16 protein-coding genes and 1 tRNA gene are annotated in these 15126 nt (G+C 60.7%); 12 read left to right on the top strand and 5 right to left on the bottom strand.

Annotation, left to right across the window (positions count from 1 at the left end):
* The first annotated feature begins 72 nt into the window (after positions 1–72).
* From ACGKZZ_RS09840 to ACGKZZ_RS09795, 10 genes are all read left to right on the top strand, one after another.
* Positions 73–720 (top strand): DedA family protein, encoded by a 648-nt coding sequence (locus ACGKZZ_RS09840; protein ID WP_411223374.1) that lies wholly within the window; start codon positions 73–75, stop codon positions 718–720.
* The gene (locus ACGKZZ_RS09835) at positions 717–1721 is read left to right on the top strand and encodes a c-type cytochrome (protein WP_411223373.1); all 1005 of its coding nucleotides are present in this window, start codon (positions 717–719) and stop codon (positions 1719–1721) included. Before ACGKZZ_RS09840 ends, ACGKZZ_RS09835 begins: the two co-directional genes overlap by 4 nt.
* Positions 1718–4276 (top strand): cytochrome c oxidase subunit I, encoded by a 2559-nt coding sequence (gene ctaD / locus ACGKZZ_RS09830; protein WP_411223372.1) that lies wholly within the window; start codon positions 1718–1720, stop codon positions 4274–4276. The genes ACGKZZ_RS09835 and ctaD overlap by 4 nt, the downstream gene beginning before the upstream one ends.
* Positions 4276–4680, top strand: a complete 405-nt coding sequence (locus ACGKZZ_RS09825) for a hypothetical protein (RefSeq protein ID WP_411223371.1) — start codon at positions 4276–4278, stop codon at positions 4678–4680. Before ctaD ends, ACGKZZ_RS09825 begins: the two co-directional genes overlap by 1 nt.
* The gene (locus tag ACGKZZ_RS09820) at positions 4677–5255 is read left to right on the top strand and encodes a cytochrome c oxidase assembly protein (protein ID WP_411223370.1); all 579 of its coding nucleotides are present in this window, start codon (positions 4677–4679) and stop codon (positions 5253–5255) included. The genes ACGKZZ_RS09825 and ACGKZZ_RS09820 overlap by 4 nt, the downstream gene beginning before the upstream one ends.
* Positions 5252–6301, top strand: a complete 1050-nt coding sequence (locus ACGKZZ_RS09815; protein WP_411223369.1) for a c-type cytochrome — start codon at positions 5252–5254, stop codon at positions 6299–6301. Before ACGKZZ_RS09820 ends, ACGKZZ_RS09815 begins: the two co-directional genes overlap by 4 nt.
* 272 nt (positions 6302–6573) lie before the next feature.
* Entirely contained in the window at positions 6574–7632 is a 1059-nt protein-coding gene (locus ACGKZZ_RS09810) for an extracellular solute-binding protein (RefSeq protein WP_411223368.1), read from the top strand.
* A gap of 66 nt (positions 7633–7698) precedes the next feature.
* A complete protein-coding gene (locus tag ACGKZZ_RS09805; RefSeq protein WP_411223367.1) occupies positions 7699–8796 on the top strand; it encodes an ABC transporter ATP-binding protein in 1098 nt (365 codons plus the stop codon).
* Positions 8786–9652: an ABC transporter permease gene (locus ACGKZZ_RS09800; RefSeq protein ID WP_411223366.1), complete on the top strand. Its 867-nt coding sequence runs from the start codon at positions 8786–8788 to the stop codon at positions 9650–9652. The genes ACGKZZ_RS09805 and ACGKZZ_RS09800 overlap by 11 nt, the downstream gene beginning before the upstream one ends.
* Positions 9649–10503 (top strand): ABC transporter permease, encoded by an 855-nt coding sequence (locus ACGKZZ_RS09795; protein ID WP_411223365.1) that lies wholly within the window; start codon positions 9649–9651, stop codon positions 10501–10503. Before ACGKZZ_RS09800 ends, ACGKZZ_RS09795 begins: the two co-directional genes overlap by 4 nt.
* 110 nt (positions 10504–10613) lie before the next feature.
* Here ACGKZZ_RS09795 and ACGKZZ_RS09790 read toward each other — a convergent pair whose 3' ends face one another.
* Both ACGKZZ_RS09790 and ACGKZZ_RS09785 read right to left on the bottom strand, forming a co-directional pair.
* A complete protein-coding gene (locus ACGKZZ_RS09790; protein ID WP_411223364.1) occupies positions 10614–11708 on the bottom strand; it encodes a site-specific DNA-methyltransferase in 1095 nt (364 codons plus the stop codon).
* 124 nt (positions 11709–11832) lie between these two features.
* Positions 11833–12438, bottom strand: a complete 606-nt coding sequence (locus ACGKZZ_RS09785; RefSeq protein WP_411223363.1) for a ribonuclease HII — start codon at positions 12436–12438, stop codon at positions 11833–11835.
* Between the two features lie 176 nt (positions 12439–12614).
* Between ACGKZZ_RS09785 and ACGKZZ_RS09780 the strand changes: the two genes are divergently transcribed.
* Both ACGKZZ_RS09780 and ACGKZZ_RS09775 read left to right on the top strand, forming a co-directional pair.
* Positions 12615–12689, top strand: a tRNA-Phe gene (locus tag ACGKZZ_RS09780).
* Positions 12690–12989: 300 nt separating this feature from the next.
* On the top strand, positions 12990–13727 hold the full coding sequence (locus ACGKZZ_RS09775) for a hypothetical protein (protein ID WP_411223362.1): 738 nt from the start codon (positions 12990–12992) through the stop codon (positions 13725–13727).
* 41 nt (positions 13728–13768) lie between these two features.
* On the opposite strand, the gene ACGKZZ_RS09770 is transcribed toward ACGKZZ_RS09775, so the two are convergent.
* From ACGKZZ_RS09770 to ACGKZZ_RS09760, 3 genes are all read right to left on the bottom strand, one after another.
* Complete coding sequence (locus tag ACGKZZ_RS09770; RefSeq protein WP_411223361.1) at positions 13769–14116, bottom strand: helix-turn-helix domain-containing protein; 348 nt, start codon at positions 14114–14116, stop codon at positions 13769–13771.
* A gap of 5 nt (positions 14117–14121) precedes the next feature.
* Positions 14122–14475, bottom strand: a complete 354-nt coding sequence (locus ACGKZZ_RS09765; protein ID WP_411223359.1) for a type II toxin-antitoxin system RelE/ParE family toxin — start codon at positions 14473–14475, stop codon at positions 14122–14124.
* 102 nt (positions 14476–14577) lie between these two features.
* Positions 14578–15102, bottom strand: coding sequence for a tyrosine-type recombinase/integrase (locus tag ACGKZZ_RS09760; RefSeq protein ID WP_411223358.1), 525 nt, complete (start codon positions 15100–15102; stop codon positions 14578–14580).
* Positions 15103–15126 lie beyond the last annotated feature (24 nt).

Genomic DNA, 15126 nt, shown 5'->3' with positions numbered 1-15126 from the left:
CGCTGACAAGAGGACTTGGAACGGGGCGAGTGCGCGCGCGTTGTGTAAAAAAACGTATCTCGGGACAGGGCAATGTTTGATTGGATCACCTCTTTCATCGACTCGGTAGGGCCTTTGGGCGTTGCAATCATGATGTTCGTGGAAAACGTCTTTCCACCCATTCCCTCCGAGGTGATCATGCCTCTGGCTGGCTATTCAGCCTCGCAAAAAGACGCATCCGTTCTGCTTCTTGTCGTCAACATCATTGCCGGGTCCATCGGATCATTGGCCGGTGCTATCCTGTGGTTCTGGATCGGAGCCAAGGTCGGGCTCAAGCGCATCAAGCGGTTCTCGCGCGATCACGGGCGCTGGCTGACCATGACGCCCTCCGACGTTGACAAGGCGGATGAGTGGTTCGATCGTTACGGCGCACGCTCGGTGTTCATCGGTCGCTTGATACCCACGGTGCGCACCTTTGTTTCCGTGCCCGCAGGCATGGCGGGCATGGGGTGGACGAAGTTCCTGATTTACACCAGTGCAGGCACAGTGTTGTGGACGACCGCGCTCACTCTCGCAGGGTGGTTTCTGGGAAGCCAATATGAACAGGTTTCAACGTGGTTGAGCCCTGTCTCGACAGCGGTCGTCGTTGGCTTGCTGGCGTGGTATCTCTACCGCGTTGCAACCTTTCGGAAGCGTGTCGACCGGAGCGACGAGGCAACAGCCGCCAAGGCCTCTGAATGAGAGCGAGACCGGCATCCACTGCGACGCGATCCGCCGTCGTTTCATTGCTGGCCCTTGCCGTTCTTGCGGGATGCGAAGAGCGTCAGTCGGTTCTGGCACCGGGCGGCGCCGACGCGCGCGTTCTGGGCGAGTTGTTCTGGGTCATGCTCGCCGGTGCTGTGGTCCTGTGGCTCGCGATCAACGGTCTGTTTTTCTATGTCATGAACATCAACCGCGCGGCGCTGTCCAAGCGGTTTGCCAACGGACTGATTGTCGGTGGCGGCATTGGCTTGCCGGTGGTGGTGCTGACGGCGCTTCTGGTCTACGGGCTGTCCATCATGCCGGACCAACGCGCACCCGGCGATGGCCTGACGTTGCGGGTCACTGGCGAACAATGGTGGTGGCGGGTCGAATACTGGCCCGACGGGGCAACGGCACCGATCATCGCAGCCAATGAAATCCGCCTTCCCGCAGGAAGCAGGAGCGAGATTGTCCTGAACGCAGCGCGGGTAATCCATTCCTTCTGGATACCGGCGCTGGGCGGCAAGATGGACATGTTTCCGGGTCGCGAGACACGAATGTCGCTTGAGCCTGAAGTTCCCGGTCAATATCGCGGGCAATGTGCGGAATTCTGCGGCGCAAGCCATGCCTTGATGGCGTTCGAAGTGGTCGTGATGGAGCCTGCCGCATTCGACGACTGGCTTGCCGCTCAGGCCGAACCGGCGGCGCCTCCCGACAGTGCGGCGGGCGAACGCGGTCAGGCTCTGTTCGCACGCGAAGGCTGTGGAGCCTGCCATACGGTGCGCGGCACAGACGCACGCGGCGCGGTCGGGCCGGACCTTACCCATGTGGGTGAGCGGCACAGCATCGGTGCCGGAACCCTTGGCACTACGCTGGAAGATTTCGCCGCTTGGGTCGCCCATGCCGGTGACATCAAACCCGAGGTCGAGATGCCTGCCTATAGCCATTTGAGCCGCGATGAGCAGACCGATCTGGCGCAGTATCTGAAAGGTCTGAAATGAGCCATCGCCGTGACATAGCCTATGAAGGGCCGTATCCGCCGACCGAGGAGATGCTGGCCGAACCGGTGCCCCAAGAGGTTCAGGAGCAGCAGGTCAAGGAACTGCGTGCAGCGTGGAAGGCTCCCTCGGGCTGGCGTTATCCCAGTGCGGTCAACAATTCAGAGGTCGGCTTGTGGTACGCGCTGACGGCCTTCGTGTTCATGCTGATCGCCGGGGTGCTGGCGCTGGTCATGCGGTTGCAACTGGCGGTGCCGGACAACGATCTGATTTCGGCAGATCGTTTCAACCAGTTCTTCACGATGCACGGCTCGGCGATGATGTTCCTCTTCGCAGTGCCGATGTTCGAAGCAATCTCGATCCTGATCCTGCCGGCCTTTCTTGGCGGGCGCGACATGCCGTTTCCACGGCTGTCTGCCTTTGGCTACTGGTGCTTCCTGATCGGCGGCATCTTCGTGCTCGGCTCGCTGTTGTTCAACGCCGCTCCGACGGCGGGCTGGTTCATGTATCCACCGCTGGCCACGCAGGACGAAGGGCCGGGCAGCGACATCTGGCTGCTGGGCCTGTCCTTCATCGAGATCGCGTCGATTGCGGCCGCTGTCGAGCTGATTGTCGGCGCGTTGAAATGCCGCCCGCCGGGGATGCGGGTGAACATCATGCCGCTTTATGCGTGGTATGTGCTGGTTGTGGGCGGCATGATCCTCTTCGCCTTTCCGCCGCTGATCGCCGGCGATTTCCTGTTCGAGCTTGAGCGCAGTTTCGACTGGCCGTTCTTTGATCCGACGCGCGGCGGCGATCCGATGCTCTGGCAGCACCTGTTCTGGATCTTCGGCCATCCGGAAGTCTACATCGTGTTCCTGCCCTCCATCGCCATTGCCGCAATGGTCGTGCCGACTGTCGCGCGACGCCCTATCGTCGGTTATTCGTGGATCGTCCTAAGCGCGGTCGGCACCGGATTCCTGTCCTTCGGCCTATGGGTGCACCACATGTTCACCACCGGTCTGCCGAACATATCGCTCGGCTTCTTCTCGGCGGCCTCCGAGGCGGTGGTGATCCCGACCGGCATCCAGATTTTTGCCTTTGCGGCCACCCTGATCGTCGGTCGGGTGAAGATGAGCCTGCCGATGCTGTGGATCGCGGGCGCGCTGGCGATCTTCACCGCAGGCGGGTTGACCGGAGTGATGCTGGCCATCGCGCCGTTCAATTGGCAGGTGCATGACACCTATTTCATCGTGGCGCACCTGCACTACACGCTGTTTGGCGGCATGGTCTTCCCGGTGATTGCGGGGGTGTATTATTTCTTCCCCTTCATCCGCAAAAAACTGCTCTCCGAGCGGCTCGGGCGCTGGGCGTTCTGGCTGGTCTTCACCGGATTTCACATCACCTTCCTGCCCATGCACCTCACCGGTCTTTTGGGGATGCCGCGACGTGTGTTCACCTATTCGGCGGACTCTGGCTGGGGCTGGCTTAACCTGATATCGACCTTGGGAGCCTTCGTGATCGCGGCAGGCTTTGCGGTATTCGTCTGGGATCTGATACGGCCCAAGGGGGATCAGCCACAGATTCCGCGCAACCCCTGGACCGCGGGGACTCTCGAATGGAGCCACGATGTGCCGGAAGAACTCTGGGGCGCGCGGTCGATCCCGCACATCACGTCGCGCTATCCCCTGTGGGACGATCCCAAGCTGGTCGAGAGGATGGACGCAGGCCGTTACTATCTACCCGACAGCCCGCATGGGCACCGCGAAACCCTTGTCACCAGCGTGATTGACGCCACTCCGGAACTGGCGCAGCGTGTCACCGGGCCTGCATGGATCACCCTTTGGGCCGCCGCCTTCACCGGTGGTGCGTTTATCTTTCCCACCTTCCACATCTATGAACCGGCGATCATTTGCGGTGCCTTTGCCGTTGTCTGCATCCTCTATTGGCTGTGGACAACCACCGCGCGCCCGCCAGAGGAAGACATGCGCGACGCTGGTCTTGGTCTGCGTGTGCCGACCTATGCCTCGGGGCCAGCCGCAGTCGGCTGGTGGGCGATGTGGATCACCATGTTGGGCGATGCCACCGCCTTTGCCAGCGTGGTGTTCGGGTTCTTCTTTTACTGGACCGCAAAGGCCGATTTCCCGCCAGAGGGCGCGCTGCACGCCGATGCCGGGCTGACCGCTCTGGCGGTCGTGGCGCTGGTCGCGTCATGGGCGCTGACCCTCACCGCACGGCGCACGAACGGCGCGGGTCAGGTAAAAATAGCGCGCACAGCCCTGATCGCCGCTCCGCTGTTGGCGGTAGCGGGGGCAGGGGCGCTGATCCTGTCGGTCTGGGATCTGGACCCGACGAGCCACGTCTATCCGGCCATCATTTGGGCGCTGGTGGTCTGGGTGGTGGCTCATACGTGCGTTGGAACGATCATGCAGCTTTATTGCCTTGCCGGCAGTTTTGCCGGAAAGCTGACGCCGCGCTATGACGCAGATTTGTGGAACATCACCCTGTTCTGGCATTTCCTGTGCCTCACCGTTCTGGTCGCCGGAGCGGTGATGGGTGCGGCCCCGAGGTTGTTGTGATGGAGAAGCAAAAGACACACCCCGATCCGGATGCCCGCGAGTTTTCCGAGGAACGAGAAAGTCTCTGGCGCATCACACTTGCGCCGACAACGTGGGCTTTGCATTTTGTCGCAAGCTACGGCGCGGCGGCGACCGTCTGCGCCAAGGCGCCCGATCTGATCGGCACGTTGCGCATCGGCGTCGCTGCGATGACGGTGATCGCGCTGGGTTTGATCCTGTGGTTCGGCTGGCGGTCATGGCGGCAATGGGATGTCCGCCAGACAGGTGATTACACGAACGCCCTTGGCGAGGCAGAGGACCGACATCAGTTCTTGGGCCATGCGGCGGTTCTGCTGTCGATCATCTCGGGCATCGGCGTGGTCTATACGTCGTTGCCGGCACTCATCCTCGGAACCTGCCAATGAACCGCGCCGCGTTGATATCCGGGGCCGCGCTTGCGGTCTTCATCTGGGCGGCACCCCTGACGCAGTGGTTGGGGGCTGCGTTCCCCGCGCACATGTTGCGTCATATGACGCTGGTTGCGGTGATCGCACCCTTGCTGGTGATCGGCGCACCAACGCTTGCCGATCGCGTCGCCCTACCGCCTCTGCTCGCCGCCGCAATTGAGTTTGTCGTGGTCTGGGCGTGGCATCTTCCGGCGGCCTATAGCGTTGCCTTTCTGGACGACGTTGGCTTTGTGGCGGAACAGGTCAGCTTTCTGGCCGCCGGTATCCTTGTCTGGGCCGGTTGCCTGCGCGCCGAACACTCTTTGATGGGAGCAGGCGGGTTGCTGTTGACGTCGATGCACATGACGCTGCTTGGAGCCTTGCTGGTGCTGGCCCCGCGCGATGTCTATGCCGAGATCTGCGGCACCGCGCCGGATCTTTTGGGGCAGCAATTCGGTGGTCTTCTCATGCTCGCCATCGGCACACCGATCTATCTGGTGGCCGGGTTGGTCCTGACCGGGCAGGCGTTGCAGGACAGGAGGGTGGAATTGTGAAAACCGTGGTGCGCACATTGGCGGCTTTGGCAGTTCTTGGCGCGTTGGGGGGCGCTGCTGTTGTCGGTATCGGGCTCTATAACGTCTCCGCGCAACCCGGGCATTTCCCCGGTGTGTCCTGGGTGTTGCACACGACCTACCGCAACTCGGTCCGCCTGCGCGCACCGGACGCCGGGGATGTGCCAGACCTCACGGATCCGGCCATGATCGAACTTGGAGCGCGGCATTACGATACCGCGTGCCGGACCTGCCATGCGGCCCCGGATCAGGCCCGCAGCGCGACGATGGTGGCGATGGTTCCTGCGCCGCCGCATATCTCGGATGCGGTAAAGGACTGGGAACCGCGCCACATGCACTGGATCGTGCACAACGGCATCAAGATGAGCGGGATGCCACATTGGCCGGCCGAACGGTCGGATGATGTCTGGCCGGTCGTGGCGTTCCTTTCCGCGGTGAAATCTGGAATGAGCGGCGTGGAATATGCCGAGTTGACCGCGATACCTCAACAGGACGGGTTGCGCGGGTATTGCGCCGGTTGCCACGACATCCGCCCATCCGATCATGTGCCCCGGCTCGACATCCAGAATGCCGCCTATCTCAAGATGTCCATGCTGGCGTATCGCGACGGCGCGCGCCAAAGCGGAATTATGGCGCAAGCGGTAAGCAAACTTCCCGAAAGCGCGTTGGACGAGATGGCAAACTGGTTTGCGTCCCAAACTCCGTCAGGAAGCGGAGCAGGGTCTCTCGACCCGGACCTGGTCATGCGCGGGCGCGATCTGGCCTACGCCGCGAGCGGCGATCCTGACGTCCCGGCGTGCCGTGCGTGCCACGGACCCGAAGCAAGTGAAGCCTCGCCCTTTTTCCCGTCTCTCTCTGGCCAGCCAGCGGCGTACCTGCGCACGCAACTCGATCTTTGGCGCCAAGGCACTCGCGGCGGCGGCGCTCGATCGAACCTCATGCAGCAAGCAGCCGATGGCCTGAGCGACGCCGATATCGCAGCCCTCGCGGCGTTTTTTGCCTCTTTGCCTCCATCCAAGCGCGACTGAACGGTTTTTGCGGACGACTGACGGCGCTGCCACGCGGTCGCGTTGGGTTGAGGTGACGCAGGTGCGACACGTCTCATGGTTGTGCGCGGGTTCGACGCCGGGCTGCGCGACGTGATGCAGAGCGGAATACTCTTTGACTTCGGCGGCAGACAGTGTTGATTTTACGCGTATAAACAAACGCCTGTTCGCCAGTGCAGTGGCCGACACGCGCAAGAACCTCAGGGAAGTTCGGCACGGCATAGCTGCAGCCGGCGTAAAATGGAGAAGACCACATGACCAAGAAACTCATTCTGTCGACCGTCGCCGCACTGGCGCTCACGACTGCGGCCCAAGCCGACACGCTGCGCCTTCTGACGTGGGGCGGTTACGCACCGGAAGATGTGATCGAGAAATTCGAGGCCGAAACCGGCCACACGGTCGAGGTCACAAAATCCAACAACGAAGAGATGATCGCCAAGCTGCGCGCAACCAATGGCGGCGGCTTCGACCTTGCCCAGCCCAGCCAGGACCGGATAGCCGGACCGCAGGCCGAATTCGGCATCTACAAGCCGCTGGACATGTCGCAGATCGACACCAGCCTGTTCATCCCCTCCATGCTTGAGGCGACAAAAGGCAACACAACCGTCGACGGCGAAGTCTATGCCGTGCCGCATATCTGGGGCACGTCCGGTCTGGTCGTGAACACCGCCGAAGCGGGTGACGTGAAGGATTACACTGACCTCTGCAACGATTCCGTTGCCGGCAAAGTGTCTTATCGACTCAAGCGCCCGACATTGATCGGCTTTGCCTATGCGATGGGCCTTGACCCGTTCGCGGCCTATAACGACGAGGCGGCCTACAAGGACATCATCGATCAGGTCGAGGCCAAGCTGGTCGAGTGCAAGCCCAACGTAAAGACCTATTGGGATGGTGGCGACGAGTTGAAGAACCTTCTGCGCTCGGGCGAAGTGGTCGCGTCGATGGCGTGGGATACCGGCGGTTGGCAATTGAACGACGACAATCCCGATATCACCTTCATCGCCCCTGAATCGGGCGCGCTTGGCTGGATCGACACATTCGCGTTGCCCGCGCGGGGCCGTGCGGACGAGGCTGCCTATGCGTGGATCAACTTTGTCATGCAGCCCGATATCGCGGCGATGATCACCGCATCTGCGGGCAACTTCACCGCGTCCAAGGGTGGAGATGCCAATGTCGATGACGCGCTGAAAGCCAAGTATCAGGCAAGCTTCCCGCAAGAGGCGATCGACAACATCAAGTGGTATCCGTCTGTCCCTGCCGGACTCGAGGCGATGGAAGGTGCCGCTCTCGACCGGATCAACGCCGCAAACTAAGACTGCGTCATCGCAAGTCGGGGAAGCGCGGTTTCCGCGCTTCCTGCTTTTTGGAAGGCCCGCAATATGCCCGAAACGCCCGACCTTGAGTGTCGTGAGATCTCGAAGAGCTTTGATGATTTCAAGGCGGTGAAAGATGTCAGCTTCAGCGTCCCGCAAGGCACGTTCTTTTCCATTCTGGGGCCATCGGGCTGCGGCAAGACCACGCTGTTGCGGATGATTGCGGGCTTTCAGAAACCTTCTGGCGGCGACCTTCTGATCAAGGGAAAATCGGTGCTCGATGTGCCACCGAACAAGCGTCAGGTGTCGATGGTGTTCCAGCACCTTGCGCTGTTCCCGATGATGAATATCGGTGCCAATGTCGGGTTCGGGCTGCGCCAGCGCGGGGTGAACAAGAGCGATATCAAGATGCAGGTCGAGCGGGTTCTGGACCGCGTCGGCCTTGGCGGCGTGGCAGATCGTCCGGTCAGTTCCTTGTCCGGCGGACAGAAACAGCGCGTCGCGATTGCGCGCTGCATGGTGCTTGAGCCCGATGTCCTGCTGCTTGACGAACCCTTGGGCGCGCTCGATCTCAAACTGCGCGAGCATATGAAGATCGAATTGAAACAGCTACAAGCCGAGTTCAACACCACCTTCGTCTACATCACCCACGACCAGTCTGAAGCACTGGTGATGAGCGACCAGATCGCGGTGATGAACCAAGGGGAATTCGAACAGGTCGGCACGGCCAAAGAACTGTACTACGAACCGCAAACCGCCTTCGTCGCCGGGTTTGTCGGAGAGGCGAACACGTTTGATGTCACGATCGAAACCGTCTCGGGAGACGTCGTTACGGCGCGCACGCCGGGTGGGCGGCCCTTGCAAGGCATTGCAGCAGCGCGAGGCTTGTCCACAGGCGACAGTGCCCGAATCTTCGTGCGCCCGGAGGCCGTGCGGCTGTCGCGCACCCCTGACCTGTCCAGCGGCAACGGGGGACAGGGCATCGTGCAGAGCGTGCTGTTCAACGGAGCAAATTCGCAAGTGATGCTGCTGGATCAGCAAACCGGAACCGAGATGAACGTGGCCCTGCCGCAGACCGGCGAGTTTCGCGATCTGGGCAAGGGCGATCCGGTTTATTTCTGGTGGGAACCGGACCAGACGCGGGTGTATCGCAATGGCCTCTGACCGCTCGAAGCTGACATTCTACCTGCTGATGGCGCCTTTGCTGCTCTGGCTGGTCACGCTGATCCTCTTGCCGCATGTTGGCATGTTCATCGTGTCGCTGCGCGAAAAGGTCGGCGTGCGCGAATACGAGACAAGTTTCGCCAATTACGCGGTGTTCTTCAACGAACCGCTTTATTGGAACACCTTTGCGCGCACCGCCTACATGTCGGTCGCGGCAACCATCCTGACCTTGCTCATCGGGTTTCCAATCGCCTATTACATCGCCAAGCTGACGCGCGGGCGCACGAAAACGACGCTGTTCCTGATGTGCCTCATCCCGTTCTGGGTCAGCGAACTGGTACGCACCTTCGGCTGGATGATTTTGCTGCGCGAAACCGGCATATTCTCGAATCTGCTACAGTTTGTCGGTCTTGCGGACGCGCCGGTCGAGATGCTTTACAACGATGCCGCGATCATGGTCGGCCTGGTCTATACCTCCATGCTGTTCATGGTGGTGCCGTTGGTCACGACGCTGGACAGCCTTGACGACAGCCTGATCGAGGCGGGCTATGACCTTGGCGCAAGCGGCGCGGCGATCCTGCGAGAGATCGTCATTCCCCACGCCATGCCGGGCATCGTGTCGGGCTGCATCGTCGTGTTCATGCTGAGCCTCGGCAACTACCTGACCCCGATCCTGCTGGGCGGCAAGGACAGCCTGTGGTTCACCGGCCTGATCTACAGCCAGTTCATCACGCGCTTCAATTGGGAATTGGGTTCGGCCTTTGGCTTCCTGCTTCTGGGGCTGTCGTCGCTGATTGTCTTTCTGGGCCTAAAACTGTCGCGCCAATCGTTGGGCAAGACGATGGGGCAGACATGATCACCGGCATCCCGCAAAGCGGCGTGTTCAGATGGACCTACCGCGCCTATGTCGCGCTGTTCTTCATCTTTCTGGCGCTGCCACTGGTCACTGTCTGCGTCTTTGCGTTCAACGACTCGGTGTTTCCGTCGCTGCCGTGGGAAGGGTTCACCTGGGCGTGGTTCTTTGGCGACACAGCCCCCTATATCGGTGTCTTTCACGAACGCCCGATCCTGCGCTCCATCGTGACCTCGGGGGTGGTGGCGTTCTGGGTGTCCGTCATGGCCGTTGGCGTTGGCACCTGCAACGCGTTCCTGTTCGTGCGCCACGAGTTTCGCGGCAAGGGTGTGCTCTACATCCTGATGCTGCTGCCGCTCATCATTCCGGGGATCATTCTGGGCATTTCGATCCTGGTGTTTTCCTCGACCGTCGCCAATACGTTGGAAGACGCCACCGGGCTTTGGTTCGACGGTCTGCGCCCCGGTCTGATCCTGGTCATTCTGGGTCAGTTTTCCTTCATCACCACCTTTGCCACGCTGGTCATCTCCGCCCGCCTGCAAAAGTTCGACCCGTCGCTGGAAGAAGCCGCGCTCAATCTTGGAGCAACCAGATGGGGCGCGGTGCGCGCCGTCACCCTGCCATTTCTGTTTCCGGCAATGGCCGCCGCAGGGGTCGTCTCGGTGCTGATGAGCTTTGAGAACTTCAATACGACACTGATGCTGGTCGGATCGGACGCGCCGCTGACGATCACCATGTTCGACCGCCTGAAACTAGGCTCAACCCCGGTACTGAACGCGGTGTCCTTGCTGCTGATTGTCGTCTCGGCGCTGCTCGGACTGGCGTCGCTGATGCTGCAAAAGCGTGACAGCTGACGATCAGCCTTCGGCCCTGAAGACCAAAAAACCCCGCCGAACGAACGGCGGGGCAAGTCGAGTGCCGCGCCTCCTGGGCGCTGGCACTGGCGGTATTCACCTTGTGTGGATCAGGTCATCTCCGACCGGATTTGCTGGCGCAAGACGTCAATGGGGACGGTCTTGCCGTCGCGGCGGAAGCACCAATAGGTCCAGCCGTTGCAACTTGGCGCGCCTTCGAGATGCGCGCCAACCTGGTGGATGGAGCCCTTGACGTCATTGCCGATCAGAGTGCCGTCGGCGCGAACCTTTGCCTTGTGGCGGCCGTTCATGCTGTGCAGTTCCTCACCGGGGCGCAACATGCCGCGTTCGACAAGCTGGCCGAAGGGCACGCGCGGCTCGGCGCGTTTGCTGGTGGAGACTTCGAGCGCGGATTTGTCGAGCCGGCGCACCGCGGCGATGCGTTTGGTGGCAACCTCGCGGTATTTCTCCTCGCGCTCGATCCCGATCCAGTCGCGGCCCAGCATCTTGGCGACCGCACCGGTCGTGCCGGTGCCGAAAAACGGATCAAGCACCACATCGCCCGGTTTGGTTGCGCCAACCAGAATTCGGTGCAGGAGCGCTTGGGGTTTCTGCGTCGGGTGTGCCTTGTCGCCGGCGGCGTCCTTGAGCCGCTCGCCACCATTGCAGATCGGCAGCACCCAGTCAGAGCGCATCTGGATGCCTTCGTTCAGCGCCTTCAAAGCCTCGTAATTGAACGTGTATTTCGCGCCTTCGGATTTCGACGCCCAGATCATCGTTTCATGCGCGTTGGTAAAACGTTTGCCGCGGAAATTGGGCATGGGATTGGATTTTCGCCAAACAACATCGTTCAGAATCCAGTACCCTTCGTCTTGAAGGGCGGACCCGACGCGGAAAATGTTGTGGTACGATCCGATCACCCAGATCGCGCCATCCGGCTTGAGCAAGCGGCGCGCGGCCTTGAGCCAGGCCTTGGTGAACGCATCATAGACCTTGAAGCTGGCGAATTGATCCCAGTCGTCGTCCACCGCATCGACCCGGGAATTGTCGGGCCGGTGCAGATCACCCTTGAGCTGAAGGTTGTAGGGCGGATCGGCGAAAATCAGATCGACCGAGGCGGCAGGAAGGGCATTCATCACGTCGATGCAATCGCCGTCCAAAATCGTGTTGATCGGCAGCGCCTCGGCGCTGGTGGGTTTGGTCATCTTTGTCATTCTCTGCCTATCGTCCCGGCGCGGTGGGTGCGCTCTGTGATTGGATTCAAAGATGAGTCAAAGGCGATTCGCGGTCAATTTCTTTTTTGAATCAAGTGGTTATGATTTTATCTTGTCACAACATATTGTGGACCGGTTTGAACGAACGTCTATGGTGAGGGGTCACACCGAGATTTCGCAACGCAGTTTTGTGACACATTGTCGGGTAGCCCTGATTGGTCTCCCACCCATAACCGGGATACTGTTGCGCCAAATCCCACATGATCGCGTCGCGCCTTGTTTTGGCCACAATTGACGCCGCAGCGATGCTCAATGACAGACCGTCTCCCTTGACGATCGGCGTCGCCGGAAGCGCGAGATCGCGCGGTATCATGTTGCCGTCGATAAGAACGTATCCGGGCCTTTCGGGCAGTGCGGCAATCGCCCGGCACATCGCCAGATGGCTGGCACGCAAAATGTTCAGACTGTCGATCTCTTCCACCGACGCTTCGCCGACCCCGATCCGGGCCTGCTGCGTCAGAAGCTCAAGCAACTGCCCCCGCCTGCGCGCCGTAAGTTTCTTGGAATCGCGGAGTCCGTCGGGAAACAAGGCCGGAGACAAAATGACCGCTGCCGCCACAACAGGCCCGGCAAGCGGCCCACGTCCTGCCTCATCCACACCCGCCACCAGCGAAACTTCGCGGTCCCAGTGATGTTGTTCGAACTGAAAGGTCGGAATCATGGAGGCAAAGTGGCCATCCTACAGGTTTTGGCAAGCCCGACGCCGCCATCCGCCAGGATTTTTGTTCGCGCTACACCGGCGACTCCTCATTTGTCGATTTTCCCGCGAAATGCCACTGGACACGCCGCAACCGGTCACCTAGAACGCGCCCACCCGAACGTCGAACGTTCACCCGTGCCCGGGTAGCTCAGGGGTAGAGCAGTGGATTGAAAATCCTCGTGTCGGTGGTTCGATTCCGCCCCCGGGCACCAAAACACCTCCTAGTGTGAATGATATCAATGGGTTGCGGGACAAAATCGTCCCACCGTTTTCGCGGTTGGGGAAAAGTGGGACTTTTTTGTTCGTGAGACGTTCGCGCTCCAGCGCGGGTTTTCGTGCCCTCGGCGGCGTCCGCGGGGTTTTGGTTTGCAGGGATTGAGGGCAGAGGAAGGCGGAGTTTCGCACCACACAGTTGAGTTCGAGCGCAGCCGCCGGGTTCTGATCGGTCGGGCTAGGCGCCGCATCGGCAAAAAGCTATCTTCCAGAGGAATGTATCATTGGAGAGCCAAGCGATGGCGATTGCTGCGCCGGAAAAGTCACCCAAGAGGGAACTTGCTCGAAAGATGTTCGACACATTGCTGGCCGGAGTACCTTTGGTCGGAGGTCCACTGGCGGCACTCTACAGTGTTACCCATCCAGCGAAGGGGGAGGTTGACCAAGAGAAATGGCAGAAAGAAGTCACCGATCTGCTGAATTCATTCGAAGAAGCAATCGGCTTTCTGACCGAGTCTATCTCTTTGTCCGAGGATGCTGCGATCATTGGGAAGTGGATGAGCGAACAGTCCAAAGACGGTTGGTCAGATCTTTTTGAGTACGACAAGATACTCAAGCAGTTTCCTGAGGCTTCGCAGATTGAAATCCTAGAAGCAGTCGGTGAACTTGAACTCGAAGGTATGATCACGGTTTCCAAAGTTCTTGGGAAACCATTCAGCCATGCGCGTGCAACTCACAAACTCTTTGAAGTCTTCGATCCCATCGTGTTCGATGATGCAAGCCCTCGGGCTGACGCGGCACAAATCGCAGATATGTTGCTGGCTTCCGATAAAGGTATTTCCGCCGCGCAGATCTCCGAGGAAACGAGTTGGAGTGTTCGACGGCTAAATCCGGCGCTTGCAATTGTTGGGGAATTCATCGCTCCGGGAAGAAAAAGTCAGCCTATGGGGCAGCCATTCATCATACGAAGCATGTTCGTGGACGGAGCTGAACGAGCGCGACTTCGTAGGTTTGTTAACGAGGTGAACGGGGAATAGCCTTCGCGATACTTGGTTCTGGCAATTGGGAACGATGCTCATCAAGAGGTGCGACTCCGAACTCGCTGCGGTTCCTCCATATCTCCAAGCCCCTCAAGCGCGACTGGCGCTGAACCGGGGAACTCAACCATCAGCTTGAGGTCCCCGCCCATCGCGCGAACGTAGCTCGTCAGCGTCGAAAGCAGGAGGTCACTTTGCCGTTCGTATTTCGCGACGGTGGCCTGCCGGACGCCAAGGCTTTCGGCCAGTTGCACCTGGGTCAGCTTCTTGGCCTTCCGCAATTCCTGCAGCGTCAGGTACTCGGCATGCAGCCGATCCGCCTCGGCCTCGACCGCCGCGCGGCGGGCAGGGTCGAGGGTCGCCAGCTTGTCCTTCAGGCTCCGGGCCATCGTCATCATCCTTTCCGTCTCTCCAGGTGGCGGTCGAAGCGGTCGTCCGCCCGGGCGATCAGCGACTTGTAGAACCGCTTTTCGCTGCCACCCGACTTGTCCCCGCCGACGAGCAGGATCGCCTGCCGGTCGGGGTCGAATGCGAAGGCGATGCGCCAGACGCCATCGGCGGCGGTGCAGCGCAGCTCCTTCATGTTGGCATGCTTCGACCCTGTAAGGGTGTCCGCGTGGGGTCGCCCGAGCATGGGGCCTTCCCGCTCGAGCAGCAACGCCCGGGCGAGGATCGCATCCTGCACCTCTTGTGGCAGGGCATCGAATTCCAGCTCGAATTCCTCGGCAAAGGATACGGTCCACGGCATCGGGCAAATACTACCTTGAAGCTATATAGCCTTGAAGAACTTATTTTGCAAGAACGGGCTGAAGTGCGGTGGCGTCGCGCCCATCGGTGTGAGAAGGCGGCGTCACGGGTCGCCACCCCGCAATTCCCCTCTTTCCGGCCCGTCTCCACCCCGGGACAACAGCTTCATGCCCGACGCCGCCAGCACCTTCTGGCGCGCGGCGCGGGTGTAGCGCGACGCTTCCTTCATGGTCGCCCAGCCGAAGATCGCCATCAACTGCCGCTCGGTCGCTCCGTTCTCGGCCGCCAGTGCCGCGCCGGCCTTGCGCAGCCCGTGCGCGGAGCAGTGCTTCAGCCCGGCTTCGTCGCATTGCTTGCGGAACCAGTTGCCGAAGCCGTTCGAGGTGAAGGGCTTGCCGAAGGCCGTGACGAGGAAGGCGAGGTTGCCGGTGGGCGTGGCGTCGAGCACCGCCCTTAACTCCGGCAGGACCGGGATGGAGAGGGTGACAGGCTTGCGATCGCGGTTCTTAGCCTGGGTCAAGGTGATCCAGCCGTCCTTGATGTGCTGCGGCCCGAGCCGGACAATGTCCGACCGCCGCTGTCCCGTGTAACCTACGCAGCGAATTACAAACAGGTCTGGCGCGCGCACGTGGCGCAGAGAGTTCCGGTCATG

This window comes from Marivita sp. S2033, from assembly GCF_046592965.1.
GTDB lineage: Bacteria > Pseudomonadota > Alphaproteobacteria > Rhodobacterales > Rhodobacteraceae > Marivita.
This window is presented reverse-complemented; position numbering and strand designations above follow the sequence as displayed.

Coding starts and splice junctions, on each gene's coding strand:
- ACGKZZ_RS09790 (WP_411223364.1), bottom strand. CDS start 11,708: ATGACCAAACCCACCAGCGCCGAGGCGCTGCCGATCAACACGATTTTG.
- ACGKZZ_RS09775 (WP_411223362.1), top strand. CDS start 12,990: ATGGCGATTGCTGCGCCGGAAAAGTCACCCAAGAGGGAACTTGCTCGA.
- ctaD (WP_411223372.1), top strand. CDS start 1,718: ATGAGCCATCGCCGTGACATAGCCTATGAAGGGCCGTATCCGCCGACC.
- ACGKZZ_RS09770 (WP_411223361.1), bottom strand. CDS start 14,116: ATGGCCCGGAGCCTGAAGGACAAGCTGGCGACCCTCGACCCTGCCCGC.
- ACGKZZ_RS09835 (WP_411223373.1), top strand. CDS start 717: ATGAGAGCGAGACCGGCATCCACTGCGACGCGATCCGCCGTCGTTTCA.
- ACGKZZ_RS09810 (WP_411223368.1), top strand. CDS start 6,574: ATGACCAAGAAACTCATTCTGTCGACCGTCGCCGCACTGGCGCTCACG.
- ACGKZZ_RS09825 (WP_411223371.1), top strand. CDS start 4,276: ATGGAGAAGCAAAAGACACACCCCGATCCGGATGCCCGCGAGTTTTCC.
- ACGKZZ_RS09795 (WP_411223365.1), top strand. CDS start 9,649: ATGATCACCGGCATCCCGCAAAGCGGCGTGTTCAGATGGACCTACCGC.
- ACGKZZ_RS09765 (WP_411223359.1), bottom strand. CDS start 14,475: ATGCCGTGGACCGTATCCTTTGCCGAGGAATTCGAGCTGGAATTCGAT.
- ACGKZZ_RS09800 (WP_411223366.1), top strand. CDS start 8,786: ATGGCCTCTGACCGCTCGAAGCTGACATTCTACCTGCTGATGGCGCCT.
- ACGKZZ_RS09820 (WP_411223370.1), top strand. CDS start 4,677: ATGAACCGCGCCGCGTTGATATCCGGGGCCGCGCTTGCGGTCTTCATC.
- ACGKZZ_RS09840 (WP_411223374.1), top strand. CDS start 73: ATGTTTGATTGGATCACCTCTTTCATCGACTCGGTAGGGCCTTTGGGC.
- ACGKZZ_RS09785 (WP_411223363.1), bottom strand. CDS start 12,438: ATGATTCCGACCTTTCAGTTCGAACAACATCACTGGGACCGCGAAGTT.
- ACGKZZ_RS09805 (WP_411223367.1), top strand. CDS start 7,699: ATGCCCGAAACGCCCGACCTTGAGTGTCGTGAGATCTCGAAGAGCTTT.